Below are 22,870 nucleotides of genomic sequence, written 5' to 3' on the forward strand. Positions count from 1 at the left end.
AGCGTTCAGGGCCGCCAGACCTTTCGGTCTGACGGCCCTGGTCGGCCGGTTCACGGTCAGGCCTTGTTGTAGGTGTGCTTGGCCCAGAGGTAGGAGAGCACGGCGAGGCCGGCGCACCAGGCGGCGGCGATGGCGCCGCTGTTGCCGATCGGGGTGCCGAGCAGGAGGCCGCGGACGGTCTCCATGATCGGGGTGAAGGGCTGGTACTCGGCGAACCAGCGCAGGGCGGTGGGCATGGAGTCGGTGGGGACGAAGCCGCTGCCGAGGAACGGCAGCAGGATCAGCGGCATCGGAGCGTTGCTGGCGGCCTCGGGGGTCGAGGACTTCAGGCCGAGGGCGACCGACAGCCAGGTGACGGCCACGGCGAACAGGGTCAGCATTCCCGCGGTCGCGAGCCATTCGAGGGCGCCTGCGTTCGGGCGGAAGCCGATCGCCAGGGCGATGCCGATGAGGACGGCCATCCCGAAGAGCTGCTGGACGACGCTGGCGACGACGTGGCCGGTGAGGACCGAGGCCCGGGAGATCCGCATGGTGCGGAACCGGGCGACGATGCCCTCGGTCATGTCGGTGGCGACCATGACGGCGGTCCCGGTCGCGGCGGTGGCGGCCGTCATGAGCAGGATGCCGGGGACGACGTAGTTGACGTAGGCGTCGCGGCCGCCGCCGAGCCCGTTCCCGAGCGTGCCGCCGAGGACGTAGACGAAAAGCAGCAGGATGATGACGGGCGTGATGATCAGCTGCACGGTCATGGCCGGGTAGCGGATCATGCGCTTGAGCTGGCGCCGGACCATGGTGGAGGAGTCGCGCGCGGCGAGGGTGAGGGTGCTCATCGGAGGGCCTCCTTGCTGTCGGCCTTGCTGTCGGCCTGGTCGTCGGCCTCCCGGCCGGTGAGGGTGAGGAAGACGTCGTCGAGGTCGGGCGTGTGCACCGACATCTCGTCGATCTCGATCGAGTGCTCGTCCAGGACGGCGAGCACGTCCCGGATCATCCGGACGCTGCCGTCGCTCGGCACCTGCAGGGTGAACGCCTCGGGGTCGGGGGTGCCCGCGCCGAGGGCCAGCGCGGCGGCGTCGAGACGGCCCGGGTCGCCGAACTTCAGCTGGATGTGGCCGCCGGGGATGCGCCGCTTCAGCTCTTCGGCGGTGCCCTCGGCGATCAGCCGCCCGTGGTCGAGGAGGGCGATGCGGTCGGCGAGCTCGTCGGCCTCGTCCAGGTACTGCGTGGTGAGGAAGATGGTGACGCCGTTCCGGACGAGGTCGCGGACGATGCCCCACATGGCGCGGCGGCTGCGCGGGTCGAGACCGGTGGTGGGCTCGTCCAGGAAGATCAGGCGCGGGTCGCCGACCAGGGTCATCGCCAGGTCGAGCCGGCGCTGCATGCCGCCGGAGTAGGTGGAGGCCGGCTTGCCCGCCGCGTCGACCAGGTCGAACTTCTCCAGCAGCTCCTTGGCCTTCCGCCTGCCCTCGCCCTTCGGCAGGTGCTTCAGGTCGGCCATGAGGAGGAGGTTCTCCTCGCCGGTCAGCAGCTTGTCGACCGCCGAGTACTGCCCGGTCACCCCGATCGCACCGCGCACGTCGTCGGCCTGGCGGCCGAGGTCGAACCCCGCGACGCGGACCTCGCCCTCGTCGGCGCGGATCAGCGTGGACAGGATCTGGACGGTGGTGGTCTTGCCCGCGCCGTTCGGGCCGAGCAGGGAGAAGATCGTTCCTTCGGGGACGGCCAGGTCGATGCCGTCCAGGACGACCTTCTCGCCCTTCTTGTCGCGGTAGGACTTGCGCAGTCCGCTCGCCGCGATGGCCAGGTCGGTCATGTGCTGCTCCTTGGGGGGTCGCTTCGGGGGCCGCGGGTCAGAGGCTGCGGGCGGTGATGTCGCCCTGCGTGGTGGTGGCGTGGATGTCGAGCTCGGCGGTGCCATCGTTCTTGAGGGCGTTGCTGATGCGGCCGTGGCCGGTGCCCGCGTCCAGCGAGGCCGACGTCCCGGCGGCGGCGCCGACCGAGATGTCGCCGGACTGGGTGCGGAGGACGACCTTGCCGCGCACGGCCTCCGCGATCCGGATGTCGCCCCGCTGGGTGCTGATCTCCGCCGGGCCGCCCAGCCGGCCGACCTCGACGTCGCCGTCGGTGGCGGTGAGGCGGACGCTCGCGGCCTCGTCCAGCTTGATCGAGCGGTAGGCGCCCTCGAAGGCGACGTCGCCGAACCGTCCGACGGCCCGGAACTCCGTGCTGGCGGCCTTCGCCTCGACCCGGGAGCCGGTGGGCAGCTGGACCGTCACCTCGATGGATCCGGAGGCGCCGAGGTACTGGTTCTTCACCGGGACCGCGATCCGCAGGACGCCGTCGGCGTACTCGACCGTGGTCTGCTCCGCGGCCTTCACGTCGCGCCCCTTGGAGGCGTCGGCGGGCAGGACCTCGACCGCGGTGTCGGCCCGGTCGGCGGCGATGAGCTGGATGCGCCCCGCGGGGACGTCCAGGACGGTGGCGATCGGGGCGGGGGTCTCGAACTTCTGCATCGTGCTCTCCTTGCGGCTCGTCGTTTCTGACATCGCAAAAGCTACGTTGCTTTCCAGATCTAGGCAACGGGATCTTTGCATTGACATGCTGTCTATGCAGGTCAGAGCCATATAATCATTGCAACGGCCTTACATTTAACGCAACGTTCGCCCGTTGCGCGTTGCAATGTAGTGAAGGTGAACGCTATGGTGAAGGCACCGGGGAACACTCGGCGACACCATCGCCCCGCGCGGGCATCGAAGGGGGGCGTGATGCCCGGAGGCAGGCTCACCCAGCAGGAGCGCCAGCAGATCGCCGTGGGGCTGGCCGACGGGCTGGCCTACGCCGAGATCGCCCGTCGTCTCGACCGCCCGACCTCCACGGTCACGCGCGAGGTGATGCGCAACGGCGGACCCACCGGCTACCGCGCCGACCTGGCCCACCACGCCACACAGCGCCGCACCCGGCGGCGCGCCCAGACCGCGCCCCGGGGGACGCAGGCGGCGCCGCAGCCCTACGGGCGCGACGCCGAGGCCGTGCAGGAGTTCCAGGAGACCCTCACCACCGTCATAATGGCGTCGGGCCTGCCCAGGATGACGGCCCGGGTACTGGGCTGCCTCTACACCGCCGACGCCAGCCTCACCGCCTCCGAACTCGCCGAGCGCCTCCAGGTCAGCCCCGCGTCCGTCTCCAAGGCGGTCACGTTCCTCACGGGCCTGGAGCTCGTCCGCCGGGAGAGCGACGGCCGCCGCGAGCGCTACGTCGTCGACAACGACCTCTGGTACCAGTCGATGATCCGCAGCGTCAGGGACAACGACCGCTTCAGCGAGACCGCACGGCAGGGCGTCGCCATCCTCGGCCGCGGCACCCCGGCCGGCGCCCGCCTGGAGAACGCCTCCCGCTTCCTCGACTTCATCAGCGAAAGCCTGACCCGCGCCATGGAACAGGCCCGCGACGTCCTCTACACCAAACCCGAGACGTCTCCCGCCGGCGCCGAGCCGGATCCGGACCGCGGCTAGCAGCCGCGGTCCGCCTCATCGCCGGGGCGGTTCCGCGGGGCTTGCGGACGCGGTAGAGGCCGGCGATGCGGTCGTCCTCGTGGCGCAGCTCACACGAACGCCCTGTCAGAAAGATGGGGCCGCCGGTGTCTCGTGTCCGTCAGGAGGCCCCGCGAGCGATTCGCGTGGCACGCCGCACCACGAGTGAGGACGAAGTCATGGCGACCACGAAGGCGCCCGCGCCGCCGACCGGCTCGCGCCGCTGGGCCGCGCTACTGTTCATCGGCCTGGCCCAGCTCATGATCGTTCTGGACGGGACGGTCGTGAACATCGCGCTGCCGTCGCTCCAGCGGGACCTGCAGATCTCCGACGGCGACCGGCAGTGGATCATCACCGCGTACACCCTGGCGTTCGGAAGCCTGCTGCTGCTCGGCGGCCGGATCGCCGACTACACCGGCCGCAGGCGGGCCTTCCTGATCGCCCTGCTCGGCTTCGCCGGCGCGTCGGCGCTCGGCGGCGCGGCGGCCGACTTCGAGATGCTGCTGACGGCTCGCGCCCTGCAGGGCGGGTTCGGCGCGCTGCTCGGCCCGTCCGCGCTGTCGCTGCTGGCCGTGACGTTCACCGGGCCGAAGGACCGCGCCAAGGCGTTCGGGATCTGGGGCGCCATCTCCGCCGCGGGCGGCGCGATCGGGCTGCTGGCCGGCGGGGCGCTGACCGACTACCTGGACTGGCGCTGGTGCCTGTACATCAACATCCCGATCGCCGTGATCGCGGCGGTCGGCGGGTTCGCGGTCATCACCGAATCCCGGCACGCGGGCCCGGCCCGGTTCGACCTCCTCGGCGTCCTGCCGGTCACCGGCGGGCTGGTCGCGATCGTGTACGCCACCGGCCGGGCCGGGTCGGACGGCTGGGGCTCGGCGAAGGTCATCGGCCTGCTGACCGCGGGCGCGGTGCTGCTCGCCGTGTTCGCCCTCGTCGAGAGCCGCGTGGCGCAGCCGCTCCTGCCGCTGCGCGTGATCGCCGACCGCACCCGCGGCAGCGCCTACCTGGCCGTGGGCCTGGCCGTCATCGGGATGTTCGGGGCGTTCCTCTTTCTCACGTACTTCATGCAGGTCGTCAAGGGATACTCGCCGGTCAGGACGGGCGTGGCCTTCCTTCCGATGGCCATGGCGGTGCTGCTGTCGGCCGGCGGGCTCACCACCCGGCTGCTGCCCAGGGTCCCGCCGCGCGCGCTGATCGTCCCCGGCATGCTCGTCAGCTCCGCCGGCATGCTGTGGATGCTGACCCTGGAGCCCGGCACCCCCTACGCCGCCGGCGTCCTGGTCGCGCAGCTCCTGCTCGGTTTCGGGGCGGGCATGATCATGCCGCCGGCCCTCGACTACGCCACCCACGGCGTCGACCAGGGCGACTCCGGCATAGCCTCGGCGAGCGTCAACACCGCGCAGCAGATCGGCGGCTCGATCGGCATCGCGCTGCTCAACACCATCGCCACCGGGACCACCGCGGACTACCTCTCCTCGCACGCCCCGAGCCCGGCCATCGCCCGGCAGGCACTGGTGGAGGGCTTCGGCGCGGCCGGCGCCTGGTCCGCCGGGATCCTCGTGGTCGGCGCGCTGATCGTCGCCGTCCTGATGAACACCCCGCGCCCGAGCACCGCACCGCCCCCGAGGACGCCGGCACCCCGAACCCGCAGCCGGAAACCCCCGCTCACAGCGTCTGACGGCGGCGCGTCTGCGTGGATTTCGGCTCCATCGCTCAGGACCTCGAAACCCGCCCTGGGCCTCGCGGATTCACGCGGGGCCCGTGGCGGGGGGACGGCCGCGGAGATAGGTCAGGACGGCGAGGACCCTGCGGTGCGTGTCATCGGTCTGGGGGAGGTCGAGCTTGGCCAGGATGCTGCGGACGTGCTTGCCCACGGTCGCGTCGGTGACGACCAGCCGCCGGGCGATGGCGGCGTTGGAGTGTCCTTCGGCGATCAGGGCGAGCACCTCGTGCTCGCGCGGGGACAGCGCAGCGAGCGGGTCCCGGCGGCGGCCGATGAGCTGCCGGATGACCTGCGCGTCCACCACCGTGCCGCCGTCGAGGACCTGGCGCAGCGCGGCGACGAAGTCGGCGACGTCCACCACCCGGTCCTTGAGCAGGTAGCCGACCCGGCGGCCGTCGCCGGAGTCCAGCAGGTCGGCGGCGTAGCTCAGTTCGACGTACTGGCTGAGCGCCACCACCGCGAGGCCCGGGTCGGCGCGCCGCAGCCGCACGGCGGCGCGCAGTCCCTCGTCGGAGAAGTCCGGCGGCATCCGGATGTCGGTGACGACCAGGTCGGGACGGTGCTCGGCGACGGCCGCGAGCAGGGCCTCGGCGTCGTCGACCGCGGCGACGACGTCGAAGCCGAACCTGGCGAGCAGCCCGGCCAGGCCCTCCCGCAGCAGGACGCCGTCCTCGGCGAGGACTACCCGGACGGCGGTCGGTTCGGTTCGCAAGGGAGCTCCACACGGACGAGGGTCGGGCCCCCGGCGGGGCTCGACACGAGCAGTCTGCCGTCGATCACCGCCACCCGGTCGGCGAGGCCGGTCAGCCCGGTGCCGCGGGCCGGGTCGGCGCCGCCCGCGCCGTCGTCGGCGACCTCCACGGTGAGGACGCCGCCCGCCAGGCGCGCGGACACCGCGGCCCGGTCGGCGCCGCTGTGCTTGGCGGCGTTGGTGAGCGCCTCGGCGGCGGCGAAGTAGGCCGTGCTCTCGACCTGGCGGGGCGGCCGTCCGGGCAGGTCCGCCTCGACGGTGACCGCGAGCGGGGACCGGTCGGCCAGTTCGCCCAGCGCCGCCGCCAGGCCCCGGTCGGTGAGGACGCGGGGATGGATCCCGTGGACGAGTTCCCGCAGCTCGGTCATGAGCCGTTTGGCCTCCGCGTGGGCGTCCGCGACGCTGTCGGCCGCCGGTGAGCCGGGCGGCAGGTCCACGCGGGCGATCCCGAGCTTCAGGGTCAGCGAGAGCAGTCGCTGCTGGGCACCGTCGTGCAGGTCGCGCTCGATGCGGCGGCGCTCGGCCTCGAACGCGTCGACCAGCCGGGCCCGGGACCGCGCGACCTCGACCAGCTCGGCCTGGAGCCGTCCGCCGGAGCCGTGGCGCAGCAGCGCCCGGGCGAGCGCGCCCTGCGCCCCGGCGACCAGGGCCAGCAGGTACGGGACGGCGGGCAGCAGCGCCAGCCCCGCGACCGCGTAGGGCAGCGCGGCCTCCGCGTCGGCGATCGTCACCGGGCCGAGCACCATCGGCCCGTCGCCGCCGAGCAGGATCAGCGGGGCGGCCACGGCGCCGAACTCGAAGGCCAGCGCGGACAGCAGCGCCGCGTACAGGACGGGGACGGCGGCGGACAGCAGCAGGAAGTAGCCGAGTGCGCGCCAGGTGACCGGCTCGGTGTAGCGGGTGCGGAGCCACGGCAGGACGCCCCGCTCGGGCGGCCGCCGATGCCCCGGTCCCGCCGGGCGGACGTCCACCATGCGGAGGCGGCGCCGTTCCACCCCGGTCAGCGGGATGGTCGCCGCCGGCCCGAGCCCGGCGACCAGCAGGAGGCCGAGGACGGCGGGCAGCGCCCGCTCGCCGAGAGCGGCGTCCGAGGCGGCGGCCAGGAGCAGGGGCATGCCGAGCAGGAGCAGCGGCAGGCCCGCCGCGACCACGACGGCCACGGTCGACAGCAGGTAGCCGGCGGCGCGCCAAGGCCAGGCCGTCAGCAGGAACCCGCGGCGTCCCATCGCGGCCAGCAGGGTGGGCGGCGGGTCGTTCGGCACAGGCGTACGGTAGCCGACCCCGTGACCCGCCCGGCCCGCGCGAACACCGAGGTAGTGACAGGCATACCTCCAAGTTGGTGGATCACCGTGATGCGGCCGGCGGCGCCTCGGCGGTGGGATCGGAGCATGAGACGAAAGCTCCCCGCGCGGATGGCCGCGCCCCTGGCCGGCATCACCGCGGCAGCGCTGATCGGCGGGCTCGGATACGCCTGGCCCCGTCCCGCCCCGGCCGCGGCGCAGGCGGCGTCCCACCGGTCCACGGGCTGGTCGCAGAGCTGGGGCGCGGCGATGCAGCGCCCGATCGCCGGCGGCGAGGACGAGGGGCCGAACTGGTCGGTGGAAGGCTTCGGCGACCACTCGCTGCGCCAGGTCGTCCGGCTCAGCGCGGGCGGCTCGAAGGTGCGGATCCGGCTGTCCAACCGGTACGGGACCCGGCCCCTGCGGGTCGCCGCCGCGGCCGTCGCCCGCTCGGCGGGCGGCGCCCAGGCATGGCCGGGCACCACGGCGGCGCTGACCTTCGGCGGGGCGCGGTCCGTCACCGTGGCGCCGGGCGCCGAGATCGTCGGTGATCCGGTGCCGCTGACCACCGCGCCGCTGGAGAAGCTGGCGGTCACGCTGCGGTTCACCGGCGCGACGGGGCCCGCGACCTTCCACCGCTTCACCACCCAACCCGCCTACCGCGCCTCCGGCGACCACCTGTCCGACGAGGGCGGCGGCGCCTACACCCGCTCCACCGACGCGCTGTACTACCTGGCGGGCGTGGAGGTCACCGGCGGGAACGGCGCGGGCACGGTGGTCGCCTTCGGCGACTCGCTCATCGACGGCGTCGGAGCCGCGCCCGGCGCCGACGCGCGGCTGCCGGACGCGCTGGCCGAGCGCCTGGCCGCCGGCCGCGACCCGCTCGGCGTCGTCAACGCGGGCATCGGCGGCAACCGCCTGCGGCACGACTCGGCGTGCAGCGGGGAGAAGGCCACCGCCCGGTTCGCCCGCGACGTCCTGGACCGTCCCGGCGTGCGGGCGGTGCTCGTCCACCTGGGCGCCAACGACATCCGCGACACGCCCGGCGACCCCTGCCTGCGGCCGGGGGGACCGGCGACCGCCGCGCAGGTCATCGCCGCCCAACGGCAGCTGATCCGCGCCGCCCGGGCCCGCGGCCTCAAGGTCGTCGGGACGACCATCCTCCCGATGAAGGGCGCCCTCTTCCCCGTCTGGACGCCCCAGGTGGAGAAGAACCGCGACGCCGTCAACCACTGGATCCGGACCAGCGGTTCCTACGACGCGGTCCTGGACGCCGACCGCATCATGGCCGACCCCGCCGACCCCGACCGCCCCCGGCTCTCGTACGTGTACCAGGACGGCCTTCACCCCAACGACGCGGGCTACCAGGCCTTGGCACGCGGCGTCGACCTGCGGGCCCTGCGGTGACGGCTCCCGCCCCCGCGCATGCCGCCGTCCCGGTCGCGCCGGTGCAGCTGTACCAGGTGAGCAGGCACTACGGGACGGGCGAAGCGCGGGTTCAGGCCCTGGCAGACGTCAGCGTGACCTTCCCCGCCGGTTCCTGGACCGCCGTGATGGGCCCCTCCGGTTCGGGGAAGTCGACCTTGCTGCACTGCGCCGCGGGCCTGGACCGGGTGACCTCGGGGCGCGTCCTGCTCGCCGGGCGGGACGTCACCCACGCCACCGACGCGACGCTGACCGGGCTGCGCCGCCGTGCCGTGGGGTTCGTCTTCCAGAACTTCAACCTGATCGGCTCGCTCACCGCCGAGCAGAACGTCGCGCTCCCGCTGAAGCTGGCCGGCGCCCGGCCGTCGCGCCGGGACGTGCGGGCCGCCCTCGCCGACGTGGGCCTGGAAGACCGCGCGCGGCACCGTCCGCGCGAGTTGTCGGGCGGGCAGCAGCAGCGGGTGGCGATCGCCCGCGCCATGGTGACGCGGCCTTCGGTGCTGTTCGCCGACGAACCCACCGGGGCCCTGGACACCGGATCGGCCCGCACGGTCCTGCGGCTGCTGCGCCGCATGGTCGACACCGCCGGGCAGACCGTCGTGATGGTCACCCACGACCCGGTAGCGGCGGCGGGCGCCGACGCGGTCGTCTTCCTGTCCGACGGCCGGGTCGCGGACCGCCTGCCGCGCCCGTCCGCCGCCCAGGTCGCCGAGCGGCTCACCCGGTTGGAGGGCTGACCCGTGCTGCGCATCTCCGCCAGCACCGTCCGGGACCGCTGGCCGCTGTTCGCCGGGGCGCTGCTCACCGTCTGCCTGGGCGTGGCGCTGGTGCAGTCGTCGGTGATCGTGCTGGTCTCGACGGGCGAGCCGAAGATCCCGCCGGGCGCCTCCGGCCGGACGGCCGAGCAGATCCGGGAGGGGTACGTCGGGGCCGCCACGCTGCTGGGCATGGCCACACCGCTGGCGATGTTCCTGGCGGTGTTCATCGTGGGCTCGACGTTCGCCTTCGCCGTGGAGCAGCGGCGCAAGGACCTCGCCCTGCTGCGCATGCTCGGCGGGAGCCGTCCGCAACTGGTCAGGCTGCTGCTGGGCGAGGCGTTCCTGCTGGGCCTCGCGGGCAGCGTCCTCGGGATCCTCCTGGGCGTGCCGGGCACCTGGCTCCAGACCCGGCTGCTGATCGGGATCGGGCTGCTCCCCCGCGGCTTCTCCACGCACTGGTCTCCCGGGATCCTGCTGCTGTCGCCGAGCGTGGGGATCGGCGTCGCGGTCTTCGGAGTGCTGTCCGCCTCCTATCGGGCGGCCCGGGTCCGTCCGCTGGACGCCTTGCGCGACGCCCCCCGCGCGGCCCGGGTGATGACCGTCGGCCGCTGGCTGTCGGGGGTGTCCTCCCTGGCCCTGACGGTCATGCTGGTCACGGCCGGGCACGGCGCCGACCTGCTGGGCGCCCTGCTGATCGGGATGGCCGTGTCGATCTTCGGATCGATCGCCCTCAGCGCGCTGAGCCCGCTCGCCGTCCCGCTGGTCGGCCGGGTGCTCGGGACGGTGCTGCGCACCGGCGTGCTCGGCGAGCTGGCGCAGGCGAACCTGCGCGACGCGGTACGGCGCAGCGCCTCGACGGCCGCGCCCGTCATCGTCCTGGTCGGCCTGCTGGTCGGCCTGACCGGCGCGCTGAACTCGCTGGCCCGCGCCACCGGCGCGGACCTCGAACGGATCACCGCCGCCGACCTGGTGGTCGGCTCGGACGGGGCCGCCGCCGCCCGGATTCCCCAGATTCCCGGCGTCGCCCTGGCGTCCCCGCAGAGCCAGGTCGAGATGTCGGTGACGTCCCGGCATCGTGTGGAAGGCCGCTCCTACCGGCAGACCCGCTATTCGGGGATCACCGCCGTGGACGGCGCCGCCTACCGGCGCACCCACCGCCTCACCCTGCGCTCCGGCTCCCTGGACGCGCTGCACGGCCGCACCATCGCGATCGGCCCCCAGTTGGCCGCCGAAGGCGTCCGCAGCGGCACCGTCACGGCACGGATCGGCTCCCGCAAGGTCAAGCTGCGCACCGTCGCGCGCCTGCCGGAAGTCCTGGAGAACGGCAGCGACAACTTCCTGGTGCCGCGCGACCTCGTCCCTGCCGAGATGCTCGCGGACGCGCCCACGGAGACCCTGGTGCAGGTCGCCCCCGGCACATCGGCGCAGGCGGTCGCCGCCCGGATCCGCGCCGCCGGAGGCGGCGAGGTGCGCACCCTTCACCAGTGGGCGGACGCCAGAGTGGCGGACCAGCAGCGCGGCACCATGGGGATCATGGCCGTCCTGATGGGCATGTCCGGCCTCTACGCCGCCATCGCGGTCGTCAACGCCGTCGTGATCGCCGCCGCCGAACGCCGCACCGAGTTCGCCGTCGCCCGCGCCACCGGCCTGACCCGCGCCCAGGTCGTCCGGATGGCCGTCATCGAGTCCGCGGCGGTCACCTTCATCGGCCTGTCCCTGGGGGCCCTGGTCGCAGCGGGGGCTTTGGCGGGCTTCTTCCCGAAGATGCACGGCGTGCGCGTCCTCGCCGTGCCCTGGCCCCTCCTCGGCCTGCTGACCGTGGCCGCCCCGGCCATCACCGCCGCAGCCGCCGCCCTGACCGCAGTGGCGGCGACCAGACCGTCCCCCACGGCCCTGGTCGCCGCCCGCGAATAGATCCCGGCTCGGGCCGGTGCGGCGTCCATCAAGGTGGAAAAAGGGTTGGATCGAGGCGGCGCCGCGCTGATACCGTCGCGCTCGGCCGTGAAGACGTCGCTAGGAGGTGAGACCCGTGAACCCTGTCACCCATGGGTGCTCCCTCAGCCCGTCACGGTCCGGCGGCTGACGATCGGTGTCGCCAGGAGCGCCTGAAACCGAGGCACTCCTGAAGGAGACTCCGATGAACGCAAAGCCTTTTACATCCGGCCTGAGCGAGCACGCGGTGAGAATCACGCGCGTCGCGGACAGGCACTGGCACGCACTGGACGACGACCTGGTGGTCGGCCGCGGGTATGCGGAGCACCGGCCCGACGGACGCCTGTTCGTCAGCATCGACGCCTGGCACGACACCGCCTTCGACCAGCTCGCCGAGGCGATGTCGGCGGAACTGCCGGCACCGCTGTACGCGGTGGTCGATGAAGCCGATGTCGCATTGACGGCCAGGTGGCGCCGAGCCGGTTTCAGGATCCGGCGCCGCGAGTGGGAGTACGTCATCCCGACCGACCCGCGGGCCACGGGGCTCGAAGAAGTCCTGCCGCCTCCGGGCGTGACGATCGTTCCCGCCGGTCAGGCGGACGAGGGCATGCTGCGCGCGGTGGACCGCGCTGTCCGTGACGAGGTCGAGGCGACCGTCGGGTGGTGGCAGTCGATGCCCGCGGAGGTGCTCCCCCGCTCCGAAGGCGACACCATCGTCGACCCGTCGAAGTACGCGGTGGCCGCGGCGCCGGACCGCTACCTGGGGCTGATCCGGGTGGTGACGGTCAGACGTCCGCGCATCGGGCTGGTCGCGGTCCGGGCCGGCGAGCAGCGCCGCGGCATCGCGCGGGCCCTGCTGGCCCACGCGCTGGGGACGCTCCACCGCTCCGGTTTCGCCACGGCCTGGGCCGAAGTCCAGGAGTCCAACCAGGCGGCGTCGGCACTGGCCGAGGGCATCGGGGCCCAGTCGGTGAGCAGCAATCTGGAGCTGGTCCGATGACGAGGAACAAGCACGGCCTCGAACTCGAAGGCAAGGTCGTCGAGTGCCTGCGCGCCGCCATGTTCACCGTGGAGTTCGAGAACGGCCACCGCGTGCTCGCGCACATCAGCGGCAAGATGCGCCAGAACTACATCAAGATCTACCTGGAGGACCGGGTACTGGTGGAGCTCTCGCCGTACGACCTGACGCGCGGCCGGATCGTCTTCCGCTACCGCAACTAGCGACGCCCGGGACCTTCCGAGACAGCTGACCCTGGGGCCCCGGTCACGGCGTTCTCGCGTGGCCGGGGCTCCGATGATCTCCAGCCCCCTCGGGGGGGGCGATCACCCGATCGAACGCGGGGTGACCCGTCGGAGGAGGGCAGGGGCTTTCGCGTCGCCCTCCCCCGACGTCTCAGGCGGACTCGGTGGGGAGGTCGGCCTCCACCCAGTCCTGGATGCCCTCGCGGTACTTGCGGACGTTGGTGTAGCCCAGAGCGGTGAGGCGGTCGGCGACCTGTCCGCTGTTGGCGCATGCCGGGTTCGAGCAGTAGGTGACGATCGCGGCGTCGTGGTCGGGGAGCAGGGTCGGCGCCTGGGCGTCGACGTCGGCCAGGACCAGCTCGACGGCGCCGGGCAGGTGCTGCTTGGCGTAGTACTCGCCGCCCAGGGTGTCGAGGACGGTCACGGAACCCGTCTCGATCGCGGCCTTCAGCTCGTCGCGAGCGATGAGTGCGGTCATACCGCTACCTCCTGATTAATGGGACTACGGTCCGGTTGTGTTGGATGACGTTACCGGACCGCAGTCCGATTAAGCAAGGAGCCCACGGACCGGCAGTCGGCGTTTGAGCCCGCCCGTCCGGCGAGGTGGGGGAAATGCGGTCGCACCCCAGGGGGTCGGGTGCGGCCGCTCGCCGGACGGGCGGGAGTTCTAGAGGGTCAGCCGCGCCCAGACGACCTTGCCGCGACCGCCGCTGACGTGCCGGTATCCGCAGCCGCCCGTAGCGAGGAGCCTCACCATCATCAGGCCCCGCCCGCCCTCGGCCTCGACATCGGCTTCCGGTACGACCGGTGGCGCGTGGGACGGGTCCCACACCCGGAACTCGACGGCACCGTCCACGAGCGTGACCCACGCCTGGATCTCGTGCCCCTCGACGGCGTGCACCACGGCGTTCGTCGCCAGTTCCGACATGATCGTGCGCCCGACATAGTCGAGCCGAGCCAGCCCCCATGCCTCACACGCCTGAGACACGAGCGACCGCGCCAGATACACGCTCTCGGGATAAGCACGCCAGCGGAGAGCGAACTCGTTCGGCGCTTTTGACGGCCGCTTGTCCCGCATGTCCTGAATGCCATTCATCCCCGGGCCACCTTTCTCCCTGAACCCTGCCCACACCTTCCCGCCGCCGGTTACGCTTGTCGCGTTTCGTTCAGTGATCCCTAGTTGAAGGATCTTGAATGGCGCGAGTTGATCGCCTGGACCCCGACCACAACCTGTGGCACTGGTTGTCCGTTGACCTGCGAGTTTGGCGCGAGGAGCGCAATCTTTCTCAGGTGGATGTAGCCCAGATCTGCGGCGTTGATAATTCCACAGTTTCGAACTGGGAATCGGGCAGCGCTAAAATCCCCCAACGACACACCGAAACTCTTGATCGAATTTGGCGCACTCGTGGCCACTTCACCCGACTTCGGGGCCTTGCTGACAGCAGTCACGACCCGAACTGGTTCCAACAGTTCGCCGCATACGAACGGCGAGCTTCAACCATCAGCCCATACTCAGCACTGGTGATCCATGGGCTCCTGCAGACTCCGGACTACATGCGCGCGTTGATCATCGGCGGCCAGAACATCGAAGATGTGGATGCCGCAGTCGAAGAGCGCGTGGCGAGGCAGGAAATCCTGTCAGGGTCACATCCACCCAATCTCTGGGTGCTGATCAAAGAGTCAGTCCTCTGGGACATCATCGGCTCTATGGAGATCATGAGAGCACAACTTGCACATCTGATCGAGGTGAGCCAACGCCGCAACGTCGTCGTTCGTGCCGTGCCGCGCAGCGTAGGAGCACATCCAGGCGTTGATGGCTCCTTCACCCTCCTCGAAGTAGATCGAAAGGGAGTGGCTTGGTCGGCGGCGGTTGGCGGCGGGCGTCTAGTCACGGATCCTGCCAAGGTCCACGACTACCGGGTACGGTATGACCGAATTGGCGCTGATGCCCTGTCCCGAGACTCCACGCGGAATCTCATAGCCAAGGTCATGGAGGCAATGTGATGAGCAAGCCAATGTGGCGCAAGTCCCAGCGAAGCGGCACAGGTGGTGCTGGCGGCGAAGAATGTGTGGAGGTCGCCGCTCTCGCTGAGGGACGCGGCATCAGGGACAGTAAGGCACCCGACACCGGCCACCTGGCCCTCTCTCCCTCAGGGTTCGCGCACTTCGTCGCCTGCGTGAAGCGCGGGGACATGGACATCTGACTCCTCCGCCGAACGCGGACGGCCGCACGCGTGATCAGGCGTTGGTGCTCTCCGACTGGCTCGACCGGATGGAGGGCAATGCGGGGTTCGCCAGGCTGGTGAACGAGGACCGAGCCGTGTGGTCGCAGTCACCGTTCGGGGGCGGGAGCCGTCGCTCCGTCGATCGCGCGTGCGGCGACGTCGGCGGGTGCAGCGGCGATCACGTCGTCGAGCGCGGACCGGGAGATTTCCAGGTCGGTGATGGCCCTGGTGATCCGCTCGCGCTCCCTGAACAGGTCGGCGAGCAGGTCGGAGCATGTCGGCACCAGGCGCTCGTCCTCGTCGCGCAGGCAGGGGAGGATCGTGGCGATGGAGGCGGTGCTCAGGCCGGCGGCGAGCAGGCTGCGGATACGGCGCACGGTGCCCACGTCCGCCTCGTCGTATTCGCGGTAGCCGCTGGGACGCCGCTGCGGCTGGAGCAGGTGCTGCTCCTCGTAGTAACGCAGCAGCCGTTCGTGTACGCCGGTCCTGCGAGACAGCTCACCGATCCGCACGTGATCCTCCTCACGGATGCCCTGACGGCGGGCGGCGCCGATTGACTCTCACATCGATGTGAAACTCTAGCGTCTCGCGCATGAGCAAGAGCTTCGCCTCACTCGCAGCCTTGTGCGCGAGCGTCTTCGTCGTCGGCACGTCGGAATACCTGGTCGCGGGCATACTGCCCGAGATCGGCGCGGATCTTCAGGTCGCACAGGGCACCGCCGGGCAGACGGTGACCGCCTACGCGCTGGGGGTGGTGATCGGCGGTCCTGTGGTGACGGTGGCGACCGCGCGGCTGCCCCGCAAGGGCCTCGCGATCGGGCTGATGCTGCTGTTCGCCGCGGGCAGCGCGCTCAGCGCCCTGGCCCCGACGTTGGAGATGCTGCTGGCCGGGCGGGTGATCTCCTCGCTCAGCCACGCCGCGTTCCTGGCACTGGCGCTGGTGATGGCCACCAGCGTGGTGCCTGAGCACAAGACCGGCTCGGCGATCGCCACCGTCGCCTCCGGGTTCACCGTGGCCACATTGCTCGGAGTTCCCCTGGGCTCGCTGCTGGGACACGCTGCCGGGTGGCGCGCCCCGTTCGCGGTGCTCACCGTGCTCACCCTGGCCGCCGTCGCGTTGCTGGTCCTGGTGCTGCCGAGGCAGCAGGCGCCTGCCATGAGCGTGCGCGACGAGCTGCGTGTGGTGACCCGCAAACCGGTGCTGCTGGCCATCGCCACCACCGCGGTCGGCTTCTCCGGTGTCGCCGTCGTGTTCACCTACATCGCGCCCCTGCTCACCCGCGTCACCGGCTTCTCCCCGGCCGCCGTCTCCGCCCTGCTGCTCGCCTACGGCGCGGGCAGCTTCCTGGGCAACCTGGCCGCCGGGAAGCTGACCGACAAGTCCATGACCGCGACCGTGCGCGGCGTGTTCGGCGGCCTGACCGGCGTGCTGGCGGCCATGCCGTTCGCCGCCGCCTGGCAGCCCACCGCTGTTCTCGCCGTCCTCGTCCTGGGCCTGCTCGCCACCGCCACCATCGCCCCCTTGCAGGGCCTGATCCTGCGCCACGCCGGGGCGGCGCCGACCCTGGCGGTCTCCGTCAACGTAGGCGCGTTCAACCTGGGTGCCGCCGCCGGCTCTGCCCTCGGCGGGCTCCTCGTCGCAGGGGGCGCGCTGCGCTGGACCGGACTGGCCGGAGCCGTGCTGAGCCTGACCGGCCTGGCCCTGACCTACCTGATCCTGCCCCGCAACAGCACCACGCCACAGACCGACAACGCCGCGGTCTCCATCGCCGCCTGAACGTCCGCCCCTCACTCGCTGGAAGGTCCCCCCTGACCATGCACGCCATCCAGATCGACCGCCACGGCGGCCCCGACGTCCTGACCGTCCACGACATCGCCGAACCCGCCCTCGTCGCCGGAGAAGTCCTCATCCGGACCACCGCCAGCAGCCTCAACCCGGTGGACTGGAAGACCCGCGCCTGGGAGGTCGGCCCGCCGCTGCCGGCCACGCTCGGCTGGGACCTCTCCGGCCGGATCGTCGCCGGCACCGACCCCGCCCACCAGGTCGGCGCGGCCGTTATCGCCATGTCCGCGCAGATCGCCACCGGCAGCGGCACCTGGTCCGAGCACGTGGCTCTGCCCGGCCGTCTGGTGACCGCCGCGCCGACCACCATCCCGTTGGCCGACGCTGCGGCCCTGCCCCTGGCCGGGGTGACCGCCCTGCAGGCCCTGCGCACCGCCGAACTGGCCGCCGGCGAGCGCATCCTGGTCATCGGCGCGGCCGGGGCGGTCGGTGGCCTGGCCGTCCAGCTCGCCCGTCGAACCGGCGCTCACCCCGACGCCCTGGTCTCCCGGCCCGGACACGAACACGCCGCCCGGGAGCTCGGCGCACAGCAGGTCTGGCACCGCCCGGACGACCTGCCCCGCGACCGCTACCCGGTCATCCTCGACACCGCCGGCGTCGACGCAGGCGCCGCCCTCGCCCCCGAGGGACGCTACGTCTCCATCGCCGACCACCCCCTGCCCGACGTGCCCGGCGCCCAAAAGAGCTATGTCCAGGAGAACGCCGCCGACCTCGCCCACCTCGCCCACCTCGTCGACACCCAGGAACTGCGCCTGCGGATCGCCGACCGCTACCAGTACACCGACATCCGCGCCGCCCACGAGCGCTACGAAGCCGGCGGCCTGCTCGGCAAGATCCTCATCACCTTCTGAAGCATCCCGCCCACCGGGCTACTGCCAGGTCGCGGTCTCGGGGTCGATGCCGTGACCGCGGGCGGACTCGTCGATGATCTGACGGAACCAGGTGGCGAGGCCCTCACTGATCCCGTCGTAGTGCGATGCGAAGCCGGCGTCGGCCTCGAACATGCGCCCCAAGCACACCTGCATCTGCCGGGTCAGCGGAAAGAGGGTGGAGAACAGTTCGCGGTGCCGCTCGACGAGCTCGTCCGCATCCGGGCTGCCAGGAGTGGTCCCGCGCCCCATCGCGTCGGCCAGGTCGCGTTGGAGCGCGCCCATCGCGGCGGCGAGCGTCTGCCATTGGGCGCGCGTGCGGGACGCGGAACGCTCGGCGAACTGCGCCCACTGCGCGGAACCACCCCAGACGGATCGGGCCGTTTCCGACCGGCGCGGGTCCCAGTCCTCTCCGAAGATCTCCATCTGCTCCTCGTCGCCGAGAAGAATGCCGCGCTCGTGGGCATCGGTCATCCGCTCCAGCCGCTCGTCGAGCTGCTGCAGGTCACGAATGCGCTCGGCCAACTGGGAGCGCTGCTCGCGCAGCGTGGCGCCGATCTCCGTGGTCGCGTCATCGAGCACCGACCGGATCGCGTCCAGCCCGAGGCCGGTCTCCCGATACGCCACCACCCTGTGCAGGCGATCGAGATCCGATGCGGTGTAGAGGCGGTACCCCGCCGACGTGCGGCCGGACGGCGGCGCCAACCCGATCTCATCCCAGTGATGGAGGGTGCGAACGGTCACACCGACGAGGTCGGCGGCAGCGCCGACCGTCGCGCCGTCATCGATCGCGTGGTCACCCATGAACGCCATTGTCGTCACCCGCCGCCGTGTCCGGGGCGACGATCCCGACCGATGCGAGGTACCTCCCCTCGGCGCTCTCGGGATCGAACGGCCTCGCCGCGGTCAGCACCACGCGCACGCCCTCCGGGGTGATCACCTCGACATCACGGGTGTTCCACGGGGTGTCACGAGGGCCCGTCACGTTCCCCGGCCGAAGCGCGCGGCATGCCGCGGCGACAGGATCGAGCTGATCGAGGACGCCCGAGAAGCTCACCCGCATCCCTGACGCGCTGGTCGTCGCGGTGTCCGCGGTCGCCGGCACAAGCAGAACGTCCTGGAACGCCCACCGGCGCAGATGCACCACCTGGCCGGGAATGCCGAACAGTTCGATGAAGCCGAGACCCCGCACCCAGAAGTCGGCCGATGCTTCCAGATCGTCCGTTGGGATCGTCACGAACATGGGCATCCCGTAGATCCCGCGGAACGGATCCGGCGCGACCGCATCCGGGCCCGGCGCGGGGACAGGGCTCATCTCGAAGGCATTGAAGAAATCGCTCATGCGCTCCAGCGTGAGCCCTCACGCTACGTCAGGGTCAACCCCACGATGGTGGCGGTGGCCGTCATCGAGGGTTGCGACGGACGCCGATGTCCTCCAGCGTGACGGGGTTTCCTGCTTCGCTCCGCACCTCCACCCGGACGGCGGCGCCGGTGTCGTGTTCGACGTGCAGAACCGGCGGACGGCCGTTGTGGAGGTACTTGTCGCCCCACTGGATGAGGCCGAGGATGGCCGGCAGTAGGTCGCGGCCCATCTCGGTCAGCACATACTCCTCGCGGGTGCGGTCGCCCTCGTCGCGGTAGGGGCGCTTGGCGAGAAGACCGGCCTCGGTGAGCTGGCGCAGTTGCTTGGCGGCCGCCCGTTCGGTGATGCCGACGCGCTGCGCGAAGCCGCCGAAGCGGGTGGTGCCGTAGTAGCACTCGCGCAGTATCAGCAGCGCCGACCGGGTTCCCACGACCTCCAGGGCCTTGACCAGCGAGCAGTGGACCGGCTTCCAGGATCCGAGGTCGGCGAGCGCGCCCTCCATGACAGCAGACATGGCCCCATGCTATCCGTGGTGACTTGATCCGGTTATAGTCAGCTCGTGCTGGCTATACCAAGGGTCAGTCAGCATGCCGCTGCACAGGCTGGACCAGCAGCCCCAGAGCACCCACCCGGATTGGAAGCCCCATGCCCCCCGAAGCACTGACAGCCCGGACATCGCCGGCGCGGCGTGAGCGCCCGACCGCCATCGTCGTCGTGCTCTGCGCGGCGGCGTTCATGGCCATGCTCGACGTTTTCGTGGTCAACGTCGCGTTCACCGCCATCGGACGCAGTTTCCCGGGTTCGTCGTTGCCGGACCTCAGCTGGATTCTCAACGGGTACGCCATCGTTTACGCCGCGCTGCTGATCCCGGCCGGACGTCTGGCCGACCGGCACAGCCGCAAGAGGGGATTCCTGGTCGGCCTGGCCGTGTTCACCCTGGCCAGTGCCGCGTGCGCGGCCGCTCCCTCACTGTGGTGGCTCGTGGCGTTCCGCGTTCTGCAGGCGGCCGGCGCCGCCGCGCTCACCCCGGCCGGCCTCGGCCTCATGCTCACCGCGCTGCCTCCCGAAAGGCGCGCGGGCGCGGTGAAGGTCTGGGCGACCACCAGTTCCCTCGCCGGCGCCCTCGGCCCCGTCGCCGGCGGCCTTCTGGTCCAGGTCTCCTGGCACTGGATCTTCCTGATCAACCTGCCCGTCGGGCTGCTGGCCTTCGCCGCCGCGCAGCGCCTGGTCCCGGACAGCCGTGACGAATCCGTCGTCCGGACGCCCGACCTCACCGGCGCGACCGTCCTCGCCGTCGCGATCGGTGCGGCCGCGCTCGGCCTGGTGAAGGGCGACGCATGGGACTGGACGGGCGCCAGGACCCTGACCGCCTTCGGCGTCGCGATCCTCGGCGTCGCCGTCATCGCCGCCCGGATCTCGCGGCGTCCCGATCCGGTCATCGACCCGGCGCTGTTCCGGGTGCGGACCTTCGTGTGGGCCAACATCACCGTGCTGGTGTTCTGCACCGCGTTCGGCGCGCTCTTCTTCAGCGTCGTGCTGTGGCTGGAGACCGCCGCCGGGTTCTCCGAGATCCGCACCGGACTCGCCATCGCTCCGGGTCCGCTGATGGTGCCGATCTTCGCCGCCGTCGGCCAGCGAATGGCGAGGCGTGTGCCGGTCGGTCTCCTGGTGGCCCTGGGAAACCTGCTGTTCTGCATCGGCACGGTGATGCTCGCCGTCGGCGCCTCCACCGACCCGCGCTACATGACGCAGATCCTGCCGGGATGGATCATCATCGGCATCGGCATCGGCCTGGCCCTGCCCGGCATGATCGGTGCCGCGACGAGCGATCTGCCGAGAACCCAGGCCGCCACCGGCAGCGCCGTGGTGAACACCTGCCGGCAACTCGGCTACGTCCTCGGCGTCGCCGTCCTGATCGCCGTCCTCGGCTCCCTCGACGGCTCGTCCCATCACGTCCGAACGGCCTTCCAGCACGGCTGGTGGCTCATCGCCCTCGCCGCGGCCCTCAGCGCCGCCACCGCCCTCGGCATCAGACCCGCACAAGCGACCACCAGCGTCCAGCGTCCCGCTCGTGGCCGGCCGCGGGCGTCCGCTCGGCTCACGCGGCGCCGATGAAACCCTCGCCGGTCTCCAGCCTGCCGAGGCCGATCCCACTGAAGCGGAACGAAGCATTCTGTTCTGATATGATGGACCTCACCTGACCGCCTCAGACCTCGAAGGACAAGTTCATGTCGACCTCTCCTCCCGCCCCGATCCCCCACGGTTACACCACGGTCACCCCGTGGATCGTCACCAAGGACACAGCGGGTCTCATCGAGTTCATCACCACGGCGTTCGACGCCGAGGAACTCAGCCGCCTTGAGGTGGGCGACGGTGTGATCGGTCACGCCGAGGCGCGGATCGGCGACTCCATAGTGATGATGTTCGACTCACCGTTCGCCGTCGAGACCCCGGGCCTCCTGCGCCTCTACGTGGACGATGCCGACGCGGTCGTCCAGCACGCCGTGAAGGCCGGCGCCACCGTGGTGACCGAACCGACCGAGTTGCTCTGGGGCGACAAGGTCGGCCGAGTGCGCGACCCGCTGGGCAACATCTGGTGGATCCAACAGCGCCTCGCCGAACTGACCCCCGAACAGATCGCGGCACGCGCACAGGACCCCAAGTACGCCGAAGCCATGACCTATGTCCAGTCGAGCCTGGGGCCTGCTCTGCCGGCACCTCAGTGAGCTGATCGGTCACTTCGGCGTTCACGCAGCTCACGTGCGGCGGTTGTGCGTTCCCGGTGCCACCGCAGCCTGGTCTTCAGGTGCCGTCGTCGCGGGGTCCGAAAGAATCCGGGATTGCGTCGCCGCTGATGTCGAGAACGCGGGGCCGGCTCCGTCCCAGGGGCACGAGCGGCCGAGAACGGCCCGCTCGACGGCATCGAGACAGGAGCGACGACCATGGAGCAGCACGAGATCAACGAGATCCTCGACCGGCCGTTCAGCCAGGAGCTGCTGGCCCGCGATCTGACCCGCCTGGCCTACGTCGCCAAGGACGGCACGCCCCGCAACGTGCCGATCGCGTTCGTGTGGAACGGCTCGGAGATCGTCATGTGCACCTCGACGAACGCCCCGAAGCTGGCGCACCTGCGCCAGAACCCGATGGTCGCCCTCACGATCGACACCGAGGTGCATCCGCCGAAGATCCTCCTCATCCGCGGCAGGGCCGAACTGGACCTCGTCCAGGGCATCCCGGACGAGTACCTCCAGATGAACGGCAGCTACGAGATGACCGCCGAGCAGCGTGTCGAGTGGGAGGCCCAAGTCCGCGCGCTCTACGACAGCATGTTCCGTGTCGTCGTCACCCCGACCTGGGTGAAGCTCATCGACTTCGAGACCACGCTGCCCACCGCGGTCGAGGAACTGGTCCGGCAGAAGCAGGAACGCCAGAGCGCCTGAGATCAACGCGGCGGAAACGGGGACCACCACCCGAAGGAGAGGACGATGGCCAAGTACCTGCTGCTCAAGCACTACCGGGGCGCGCCCGCGCCGGTCAACGACGTGCAGATGGACCAGTGGGCCCCGGAGGAGCTCACGGCCCATTGCCGGTACATGGAGGACTTCGCCGCGCGGCTGGAGGCCACCGGGGAGTACGTCGACAGTCAGGCGATCTCCCCGCAGGGCACGTTCGTCCGCTTCGACGGCGAGGGCCGCCCGCCGGTCACCGACGGTCCGTTCGCGGAGACCAAGGACCTGATCGCCGGATGGATGGTGATCGACGTGGACACCTACGAGCGCGCACTCGAACTGGCCGCCGAACTGTCCGCGGCGCCCGGCGCGGGCGGGAGACCGGTCCAGGAGTGGCTTGAGGTGCGGCCGTTCTTCACCGCGATGCCCACCGTGACCGAGTGAAGAACCGCCGCTGCGCGGGCTCGCGCCCGCACTGAG

The 22,870-nt window shown here is 71.3% G+C and carries 25 protein-coding genes and 1 pseudogene; 15 read left to right on the forward strand and 11 right to left on the reverse strand.

Going from position 1 to position 22,870, the window contains the following annotated elements; genetic code table 11:
- Window positions 1-56: 56 nt before the first annotated feature.
- Genes AB0H37_RS06305 through AB0H37_RS06315 form a run of 3 tightly spaced genes read right to left on the reverse strand, consistent with a single transcriptional unit; the run spans window position 57 to window position 2,510 of the window.
- Complete coding sequence (locus tag AB0H37_RS06305; protein WP_360611744.1) at window positions 57-830, reverse strand: ABC transporter permease; 774 nt, start codon at window positions 828-830, stop codon at window positions 57-59.
- Window positions 827-1,810, reverse strand: a complete 984-nt coding sequence (locus AB0H37_RS06310) for an ATP-binding cassette domain-containing protein (protein ID WP_179831912.1) — start codon at window positions 1,808-1,810, stop codon at window positions 827-829. The genes AB0H37_RS06305 and AB0H37_RS06310 overlap by 4 nt, the downstream gene beginning before the upstream one ends.
- A gap of 37 nt (window positions 1,811-1,847) precedes the next feature.
- The gene (locus AB0H37_RS06315) at window positions 1,848-2,510 is read right to left on the reverse strand and encodes a DUF4097 family beta strand repeat-containing protein (protein ID WP_179831911.1); all 663 of its coding nucleotides are present in this window, start codon (window positions 2,508-2,510) and stop codon (window positions 1,848-1,850) included.
- 252 nt (window positions 2,511-2,762) lie between these two features.
- Here AB0H37_RS06315 and AB0H37_RS06320 point away from each other — a divergent pair, with 252 nt between their 5' ends.
- Both AB0H37_RS06320 and AB0H37_RS06325 read left to right on the forward strand, forming a co-directional pair.
- The gene (locus tag AB0H37_RS06320) at window positions 2,763-3,509 is read left to right on the forward strand and encodes a helix-turn-helix domain-containing protein (protein ID WP_360611745.1); all 747 of its coding nucleotides are present in this window, start codon (window positions 2,763-2,765) and stop codon (window positions 3,507-3,509) included.
- Between the two features lie 197 nt (window positions 3,510-3,706).
- Window positions 3,707-4,981 (forward strand): annotated as a pseudogene (locus AB0H37_RS06325) (MFS transporter); the annotation flags it as partial.
- 297 nt (window positions 4,982-5,278) lie between these two features.
- Here AB0H37_RS06325 and AB0H37_RS06330 read toward each other — a convergent pair.
- Complete coding sequence (locus tag AB0H37_RS06330; protein ID WP_179831908.1) at window positions 5,279-5,965, reverse strand: response regulator transcription factor; 687 nt, start codon at window positions 5,963-5,965, stop codon at window positions 5,279-5,281.
- Window positions 5,935-7,266 carry a sensor domain-containing protein gene (locus AB0H37_RS06335; protein ID WP_360611746.1) on the reverse strand — a complete coding sequence of 444 codons (1,332 nt, stop codon included), beginning with the start codon at window positions 7,264-7,266 and terminating at the stop codon, window positions 5,935-5,937. The genes AB0H37_RS06330 and AB0H37_RS06335 overlap by 31 nt, the downstream gene beginning before the upstream one ends.
- A gap of 126 nt (window positions 7,267-7,392) precedes the next feature.
- On the opposite strand from AB0H37_RS06335, the gene AB0H37_RS06340 reads away from it, so the two are divergent.
- From AB0H37_RS06340 to infA, 5 genes are all read left to right on the forward strand, one after another.
- A complete protein-coding gene (locus AB0H37_RS06340; RefSeq protein WP_360611747.1) occupies window positions 7,393-8,691 on the forward strand; it encodes an SGNH/GDSL hydrolase family protein in 1,299 nt (432 codons plus the stop codon).
- Window positions 8,688-9,446: an ABC transporter ATP-binding protein gene (locus tag AB0H37_RS06345; RefSeq protein WP_360611748.1), complete on the forward strand. Its 759-nt coding sequence runs from the start codon at window positions 8,688-8,690 to the stop codon at window positions 9,444-9,446. Before AB0H37_RS06340 ends, AB0H37_RS06345 begins: the two co-directional genes overlap by 4 nt.
- Window positions 9,447-9,449: 3 nt before the next feature.
- Entirely contained in the window at window positions 9,450-11,381 is a 1,932-nt protein-coding gene (locus AB0H37_RS06350) for an ABC transporter permease (RefSeq protein ID WP_360611749.1), read from the forward strand.
- Window positions 11,382-11,646: 265 nt separating this feature from the next.
- Window positions 11,647-12,399, forward strand: a complete 753-nt coding sequence (locus AB0H37_RS06355; RefSeq protein WP_360611750.1) for a GNAT family N-acetyltransferase — start codon at window positions 11,647-11,649, stop codon at window positions 12,397-12,399.
- The gene (gene infA, locus AB0H37_RS06360) at window positions 12,396-12,620 is read left to right on the forward strand and encodes a translation initiation factor IF-1 (protein WP_179831903.1); all 225 of its coding nucleotides are present in this window, start codon (window positions 12,396-12,398) and stop codon (window positions 12,618-12,620) included. The genes AB0H37_RS06355 and infA overlap by 4 nt, the downstream gene beginning before the upstream one ends.
- A gap of 172 nt (window positions 12,621-12,792) precedes the next feature.
- Here the strand turns inward: infA and AB0H37_RS06365 are convergent, their stop codons facing one another.
- Both AB0H37_RS06365 and AB0H37_RS06370 read right to left on the reverse strand, forming a co-directional pair.
- Entirely contained in the window at window positions 12,793-13,119 is a 327-nt protein-coding gene (locus AB0H37_RS06365; protein ID WP_329096517.1) for a rhodanese-like domain-containing protein, read from the reverse strand.
- A gap of 189 nt (window positions 13,120-13,308) precedes the next feature.
- Window positions 13,309-13,737, reverse strand: coding sequence for an ATP-binding protein (locus tag AB0H37_RS06370; RefSeq protein ID WP_329096519.1), 429 nt, complete (start codon window positions 13,735-13,737; stop codon window positions 13,309-13,311).
- Between the two features lie 98 nt (window positions 13,738-13,835).
- Here AB0H37_RS06370 and AB0H37_RS06375 point away from each other — a divergent pair, with 98 nt between their 5' ends.
- Entirely contained in the window at window positions 13,836-14,645 is an 810-nt protein-coding gene (locus AB0H37_RS06375; protein WP_360611751.1) for a helix-turn-helix transcriptional regulator, read from the forward strand.
- 11 nt (window positions 14,646-14,656) lie between these two features.
- On the forward strand, window positions 14,657-14,845 hold the full coding sequence (locus AB0H37_RS06380; protein WP_360611831.1) for a DUF397 domain-containing protein: 189 nt from the start codon (window positions 14,657-14,659) through the stop codon (window positions 14,843-14,845).
- A gap of 128 nt (window positions 14,846-14,973) precedes the next feature.
- Here AB0H37_RS06380 and AB0H37_RS06385 read toward each other — a convergent pair whose 3' ends face one another.
- A complete protein-coding gene (locus AB0H37_RS06385; protein ID WP_329096526.1) occupies window positions 14,974-15,378 on the reverse strand; it encodes a MerR family transcriptional regulator in 405 nt (134 codons plus the stop codon).
- Between the two features lie 80 nt (window positions 15,379-15,458).
- Here AB0H37_RS06385 and AB0H37_RS06390 point away from each other — a divergent pair, with 80 nt between their 5' ends.
- Window positions 15,459-16,643: an MFS transporter gene (locus AB0H37_RS06390; protein ID WP_360611752.1), complete on the forward strand. Its 1,185-nt coding sequence runs from the start codon at window positions 15,459-15,461 to the stop codon at window positions 16,641-16,643.
- A gap of 38 nt (window positions 16,644-16,681) precedes the next feature.
- The gene (locus AB0H37_RS06395; RefSeq protein ID WP_360611753.1) at window positions 16,682-17,560 is read left to right on the forward strand and encodes an NADP-dependent oxidoreductase; all 879 of its coding nucleotides are present in this window, start codon (window positions 16,682-16,684) and stop codon (window positions 17,558-17,560) included.
- A gap of 18 nt (window positions 17,561-17,578) precedes the next feature.
- On the opposite strand, the gene AB0H37_RS06400 is transcribed toward AB0H37_RS06395, so the two are convergent.
- From AB0H37_RS06400 to AB0H37_RS06410, 3 genes are all read right to left on the reverse strand, one after another.
- Window positions 17,579-18,382 (reverse strand): MerR family transcriptional regulator, encoded by an 804-nt coding sequence (locus AB0H37_RS06400; RefSeq protein WP_329096532.1) that lies wholly within the window; start codon window positions 18,380-18,382, stop codon window positions 17,579-17,581.
- A complete protein-coding gene (locus tag AB0H37_RS06405) occupies window positions 18,375-18,920 on the reverse strand; it encodes a VOC family protein (RefSeq protein WP_360611754.1) in 546 nt (181 codons plus the stop codon). Before AB0H37_RS06405 ends, AB0H37_RS06400 begins: the two co-directional genes overlap by 8 nt.
- A gap of 61 nt (window positions 18,921-18,981) precedes the next feature.
- Entirely contained in the window at window positions 18,982-19,455 is a 474-nt protein-coding gene (locus AB0H37_RS06410; protein ID WP_179831893.1) for a helix-turn-helix domain-containing protein, read from the reverse strand.
- Between the two features lie 131 nt (window positions 19,456-19,586).
- Between AB0H37_RS06410 and AB0H37_RS06415 the strand changes: the two genes are divergently transcribed.
- The 4 genes from AB0H37_RS06415 to AB0H37_RS06430 all read left to right on the forward strand — a co-directional run bounded on the left by AB0H37_RS06415 (window position 19,587) and on the right by AB0H37_RS06430 (window position 22,834).
- Window positions 19,587-21,056 carry an MFS transporter gene (locus tag AB0H37_RS06415; protein ID WP_360611755.1) on the forward strand — a complete coding sequence of 490 codons (1,470 nt, stop codon included), beginning with the start codon at window positions 19,587-19,589 and terminating at the stop codon, window positions 21,054-21,056.
- A 113-nt stretch (window positions 21,057-21,169) separates the two neighbouring features.
- A complete protein-coding gene (locus AB0H37_RS06420; protein WP_360611756.1) occupies window positions 21,170-21,667 on the forward strand; it encodes a VOC family protein in 498 nt (165 codons plus the stop codon).
- Window positions 21,668-21,883: 216 nt separating this feature from the next.
- Window positions 21,884-22,381, forward strand: a complete 498-nt coding sequence (locus AB0H37_RS06425) for a pyridoxamine 5'-phosphate oxidase family protein (protein ID WP_360611757.1) — start codon at window positions 21,884-21,886, stop codon at window positions 22,379-22,381.
- 45 nt (window positions 22,382-22,426) lie between these two features.
- Entirely contained in the window at window positions 22,427-22,834 is a 408-nt protein-coding gene (locus AB0H37_RS06430) for a YciI family protein (RefSeq protein WP_329096542.1), read from the forward strand.
- Window positions 22,835-22,870 lie beyond the last annotated feature (36 nt).

Origin of the sequence: Actinomadura sp. NPDC023710 (genome assembly GCF_040639875.1) — a bacterium.
GTDB lineage: Bacteria > Actinomycetota > Actinomycetes > Streptosporangiales > Streptosporangiaceae > Spirillospora > Spirillospora citrea.

Bases quoted from the DNA above. Each gene is read 5' to 3' on its own strand.
- AB0H37_RS06395 (WP_360611753.1), top strand. From the start codon at position 16,682: ATGCACGCCATCCAGATCGACCGCCACGGCGGCCCCGACGTCCTGACC.
- AB0H37_RS06305 (WP_360611744.1), bottom strand. From the start codon at position 830: ATGAGCACCCTCACCCTCGCCGCGCGCGACTCCTCCACCATGGTCCGG.
- AB0H37_RS06310 (WP_179831912.1), bottom strand. From the start codon at position 1,810: ATGACCGACCTGGCCATCGCGGCGAGCGGACTGCGCAAGTCCTACCGC.
- AB0H37_RS06375 (WP_360611751.1), top strand. From the start codon at position 13,836: ATGGCGCGAGTTGATCGCCTGGACCCCGACCACAACCTGTGGCACTGG.
- AB0H37_RS06405 (WP_360611754.1), bottom strand. From the start codon at position 18,920: ATGAGCGATTTCTTCAATGCCTTCGAGATGAGCCCTGTCCCCGCGCCG.
- AB0H37_RS06340 (WP_360611747.1), top strand. From the start codon at position 7,393: ATGAGACGAAAGCTCCCCGCGCGGATGGCCGCGCCCCTGGCCGGCATC.
- AB0H37_RS06390 (WP_360611752.1), top strand. From the start codon at position 15,459: ATGAGCAAGAGCTTCGCCTCACTCGCAGCCTTGTGCGCGAGCGTCTTC.
- AB0H37_RS06410 (WP_179831893.1), bottom strand. From the start codon at position 19,455: ATGTCTGCTGTCATGGAGGGCGCGCTCGCCGACCTCGGATCCTGGAAG.
- infA (WP_179831903.1), top strand. From the start codon at position 12,396: ATGACGAGGAACAAGCACGGCCTCGAACTCGAAGGCAAGGTCGTCGAG.
- AB0H37_RS06380 (WP_360611831.1), top strand. From the start codon at position 14,657: ATGTGGCGCAAGTCCCAGCGAAGCGGCACAGGTGGTGCTGGCGGCGAA.
- AB0H37_RS06430 (WP_329096542.1), top strand. From the start codon at position 22,427: ATGGCCAAGTACCTGCTGCTCAAGCACTACCGGGGCGCGCCCGCGCCG.
- AB0H37_RS06415 (WP_360611755.1), top strand. From the start codon at position 19,587: ATGCCCCCCGAAGCACTGACAGCCCGGACATCGCCGGCGCGGCGTGAG.
- AB0H37_RS06315 (WP_179831911.1), bottom strand. From the start codon at position 2,510: ATGCAGAAGTTCGAGACCCCCGCCCCGATCGCCACCGTCCTGGACGTC.
- AB0H37_RS06370 (WP_329096519.1), bottom strand. From the start codon at position 13,737: ATGAATGGCATTCAGGACATGCGGGACAAGCGGCCGTCAAAAGCGCCG.
- AB0H37_RS06400 (WP_329096532.1), bottom strand. From the start codon at position 18,382: ATGGGTGACCACGCGATCGATGACGGCGCGACGGTCGGCGCTGCCGCC.
- AB0H37_RS06420 (WP_360611756.1), top strand. From the start codon at position 21,170: ATGTCGACCTCTCCTCCCGCCCCGATCCCCCACGGTTACACCACGGTC.
- AB0H37_RS06320 (WP_360611745.1), top strand. From the start codon at position 2,763: ATGCCCGGAGGCAGGCTCACCCAGCAGGAGCGCCAGCAGATCGCCGTG.
- AB0H37_RS06365 (WP_329096517.1), bottom strand. From the start codon at position 13,119: ATGACCGCACTCATCGCTCGCGACGAGCTGAAGGCCGCGATCGAGACG.
- AB0H37_RS06425 (WP_360611757.1), top strand. From the start codon at position 21,884: ATGGAGCAGCACGAGATCAACGAGATCCTCGACCGGCCGTTCAGCCAG.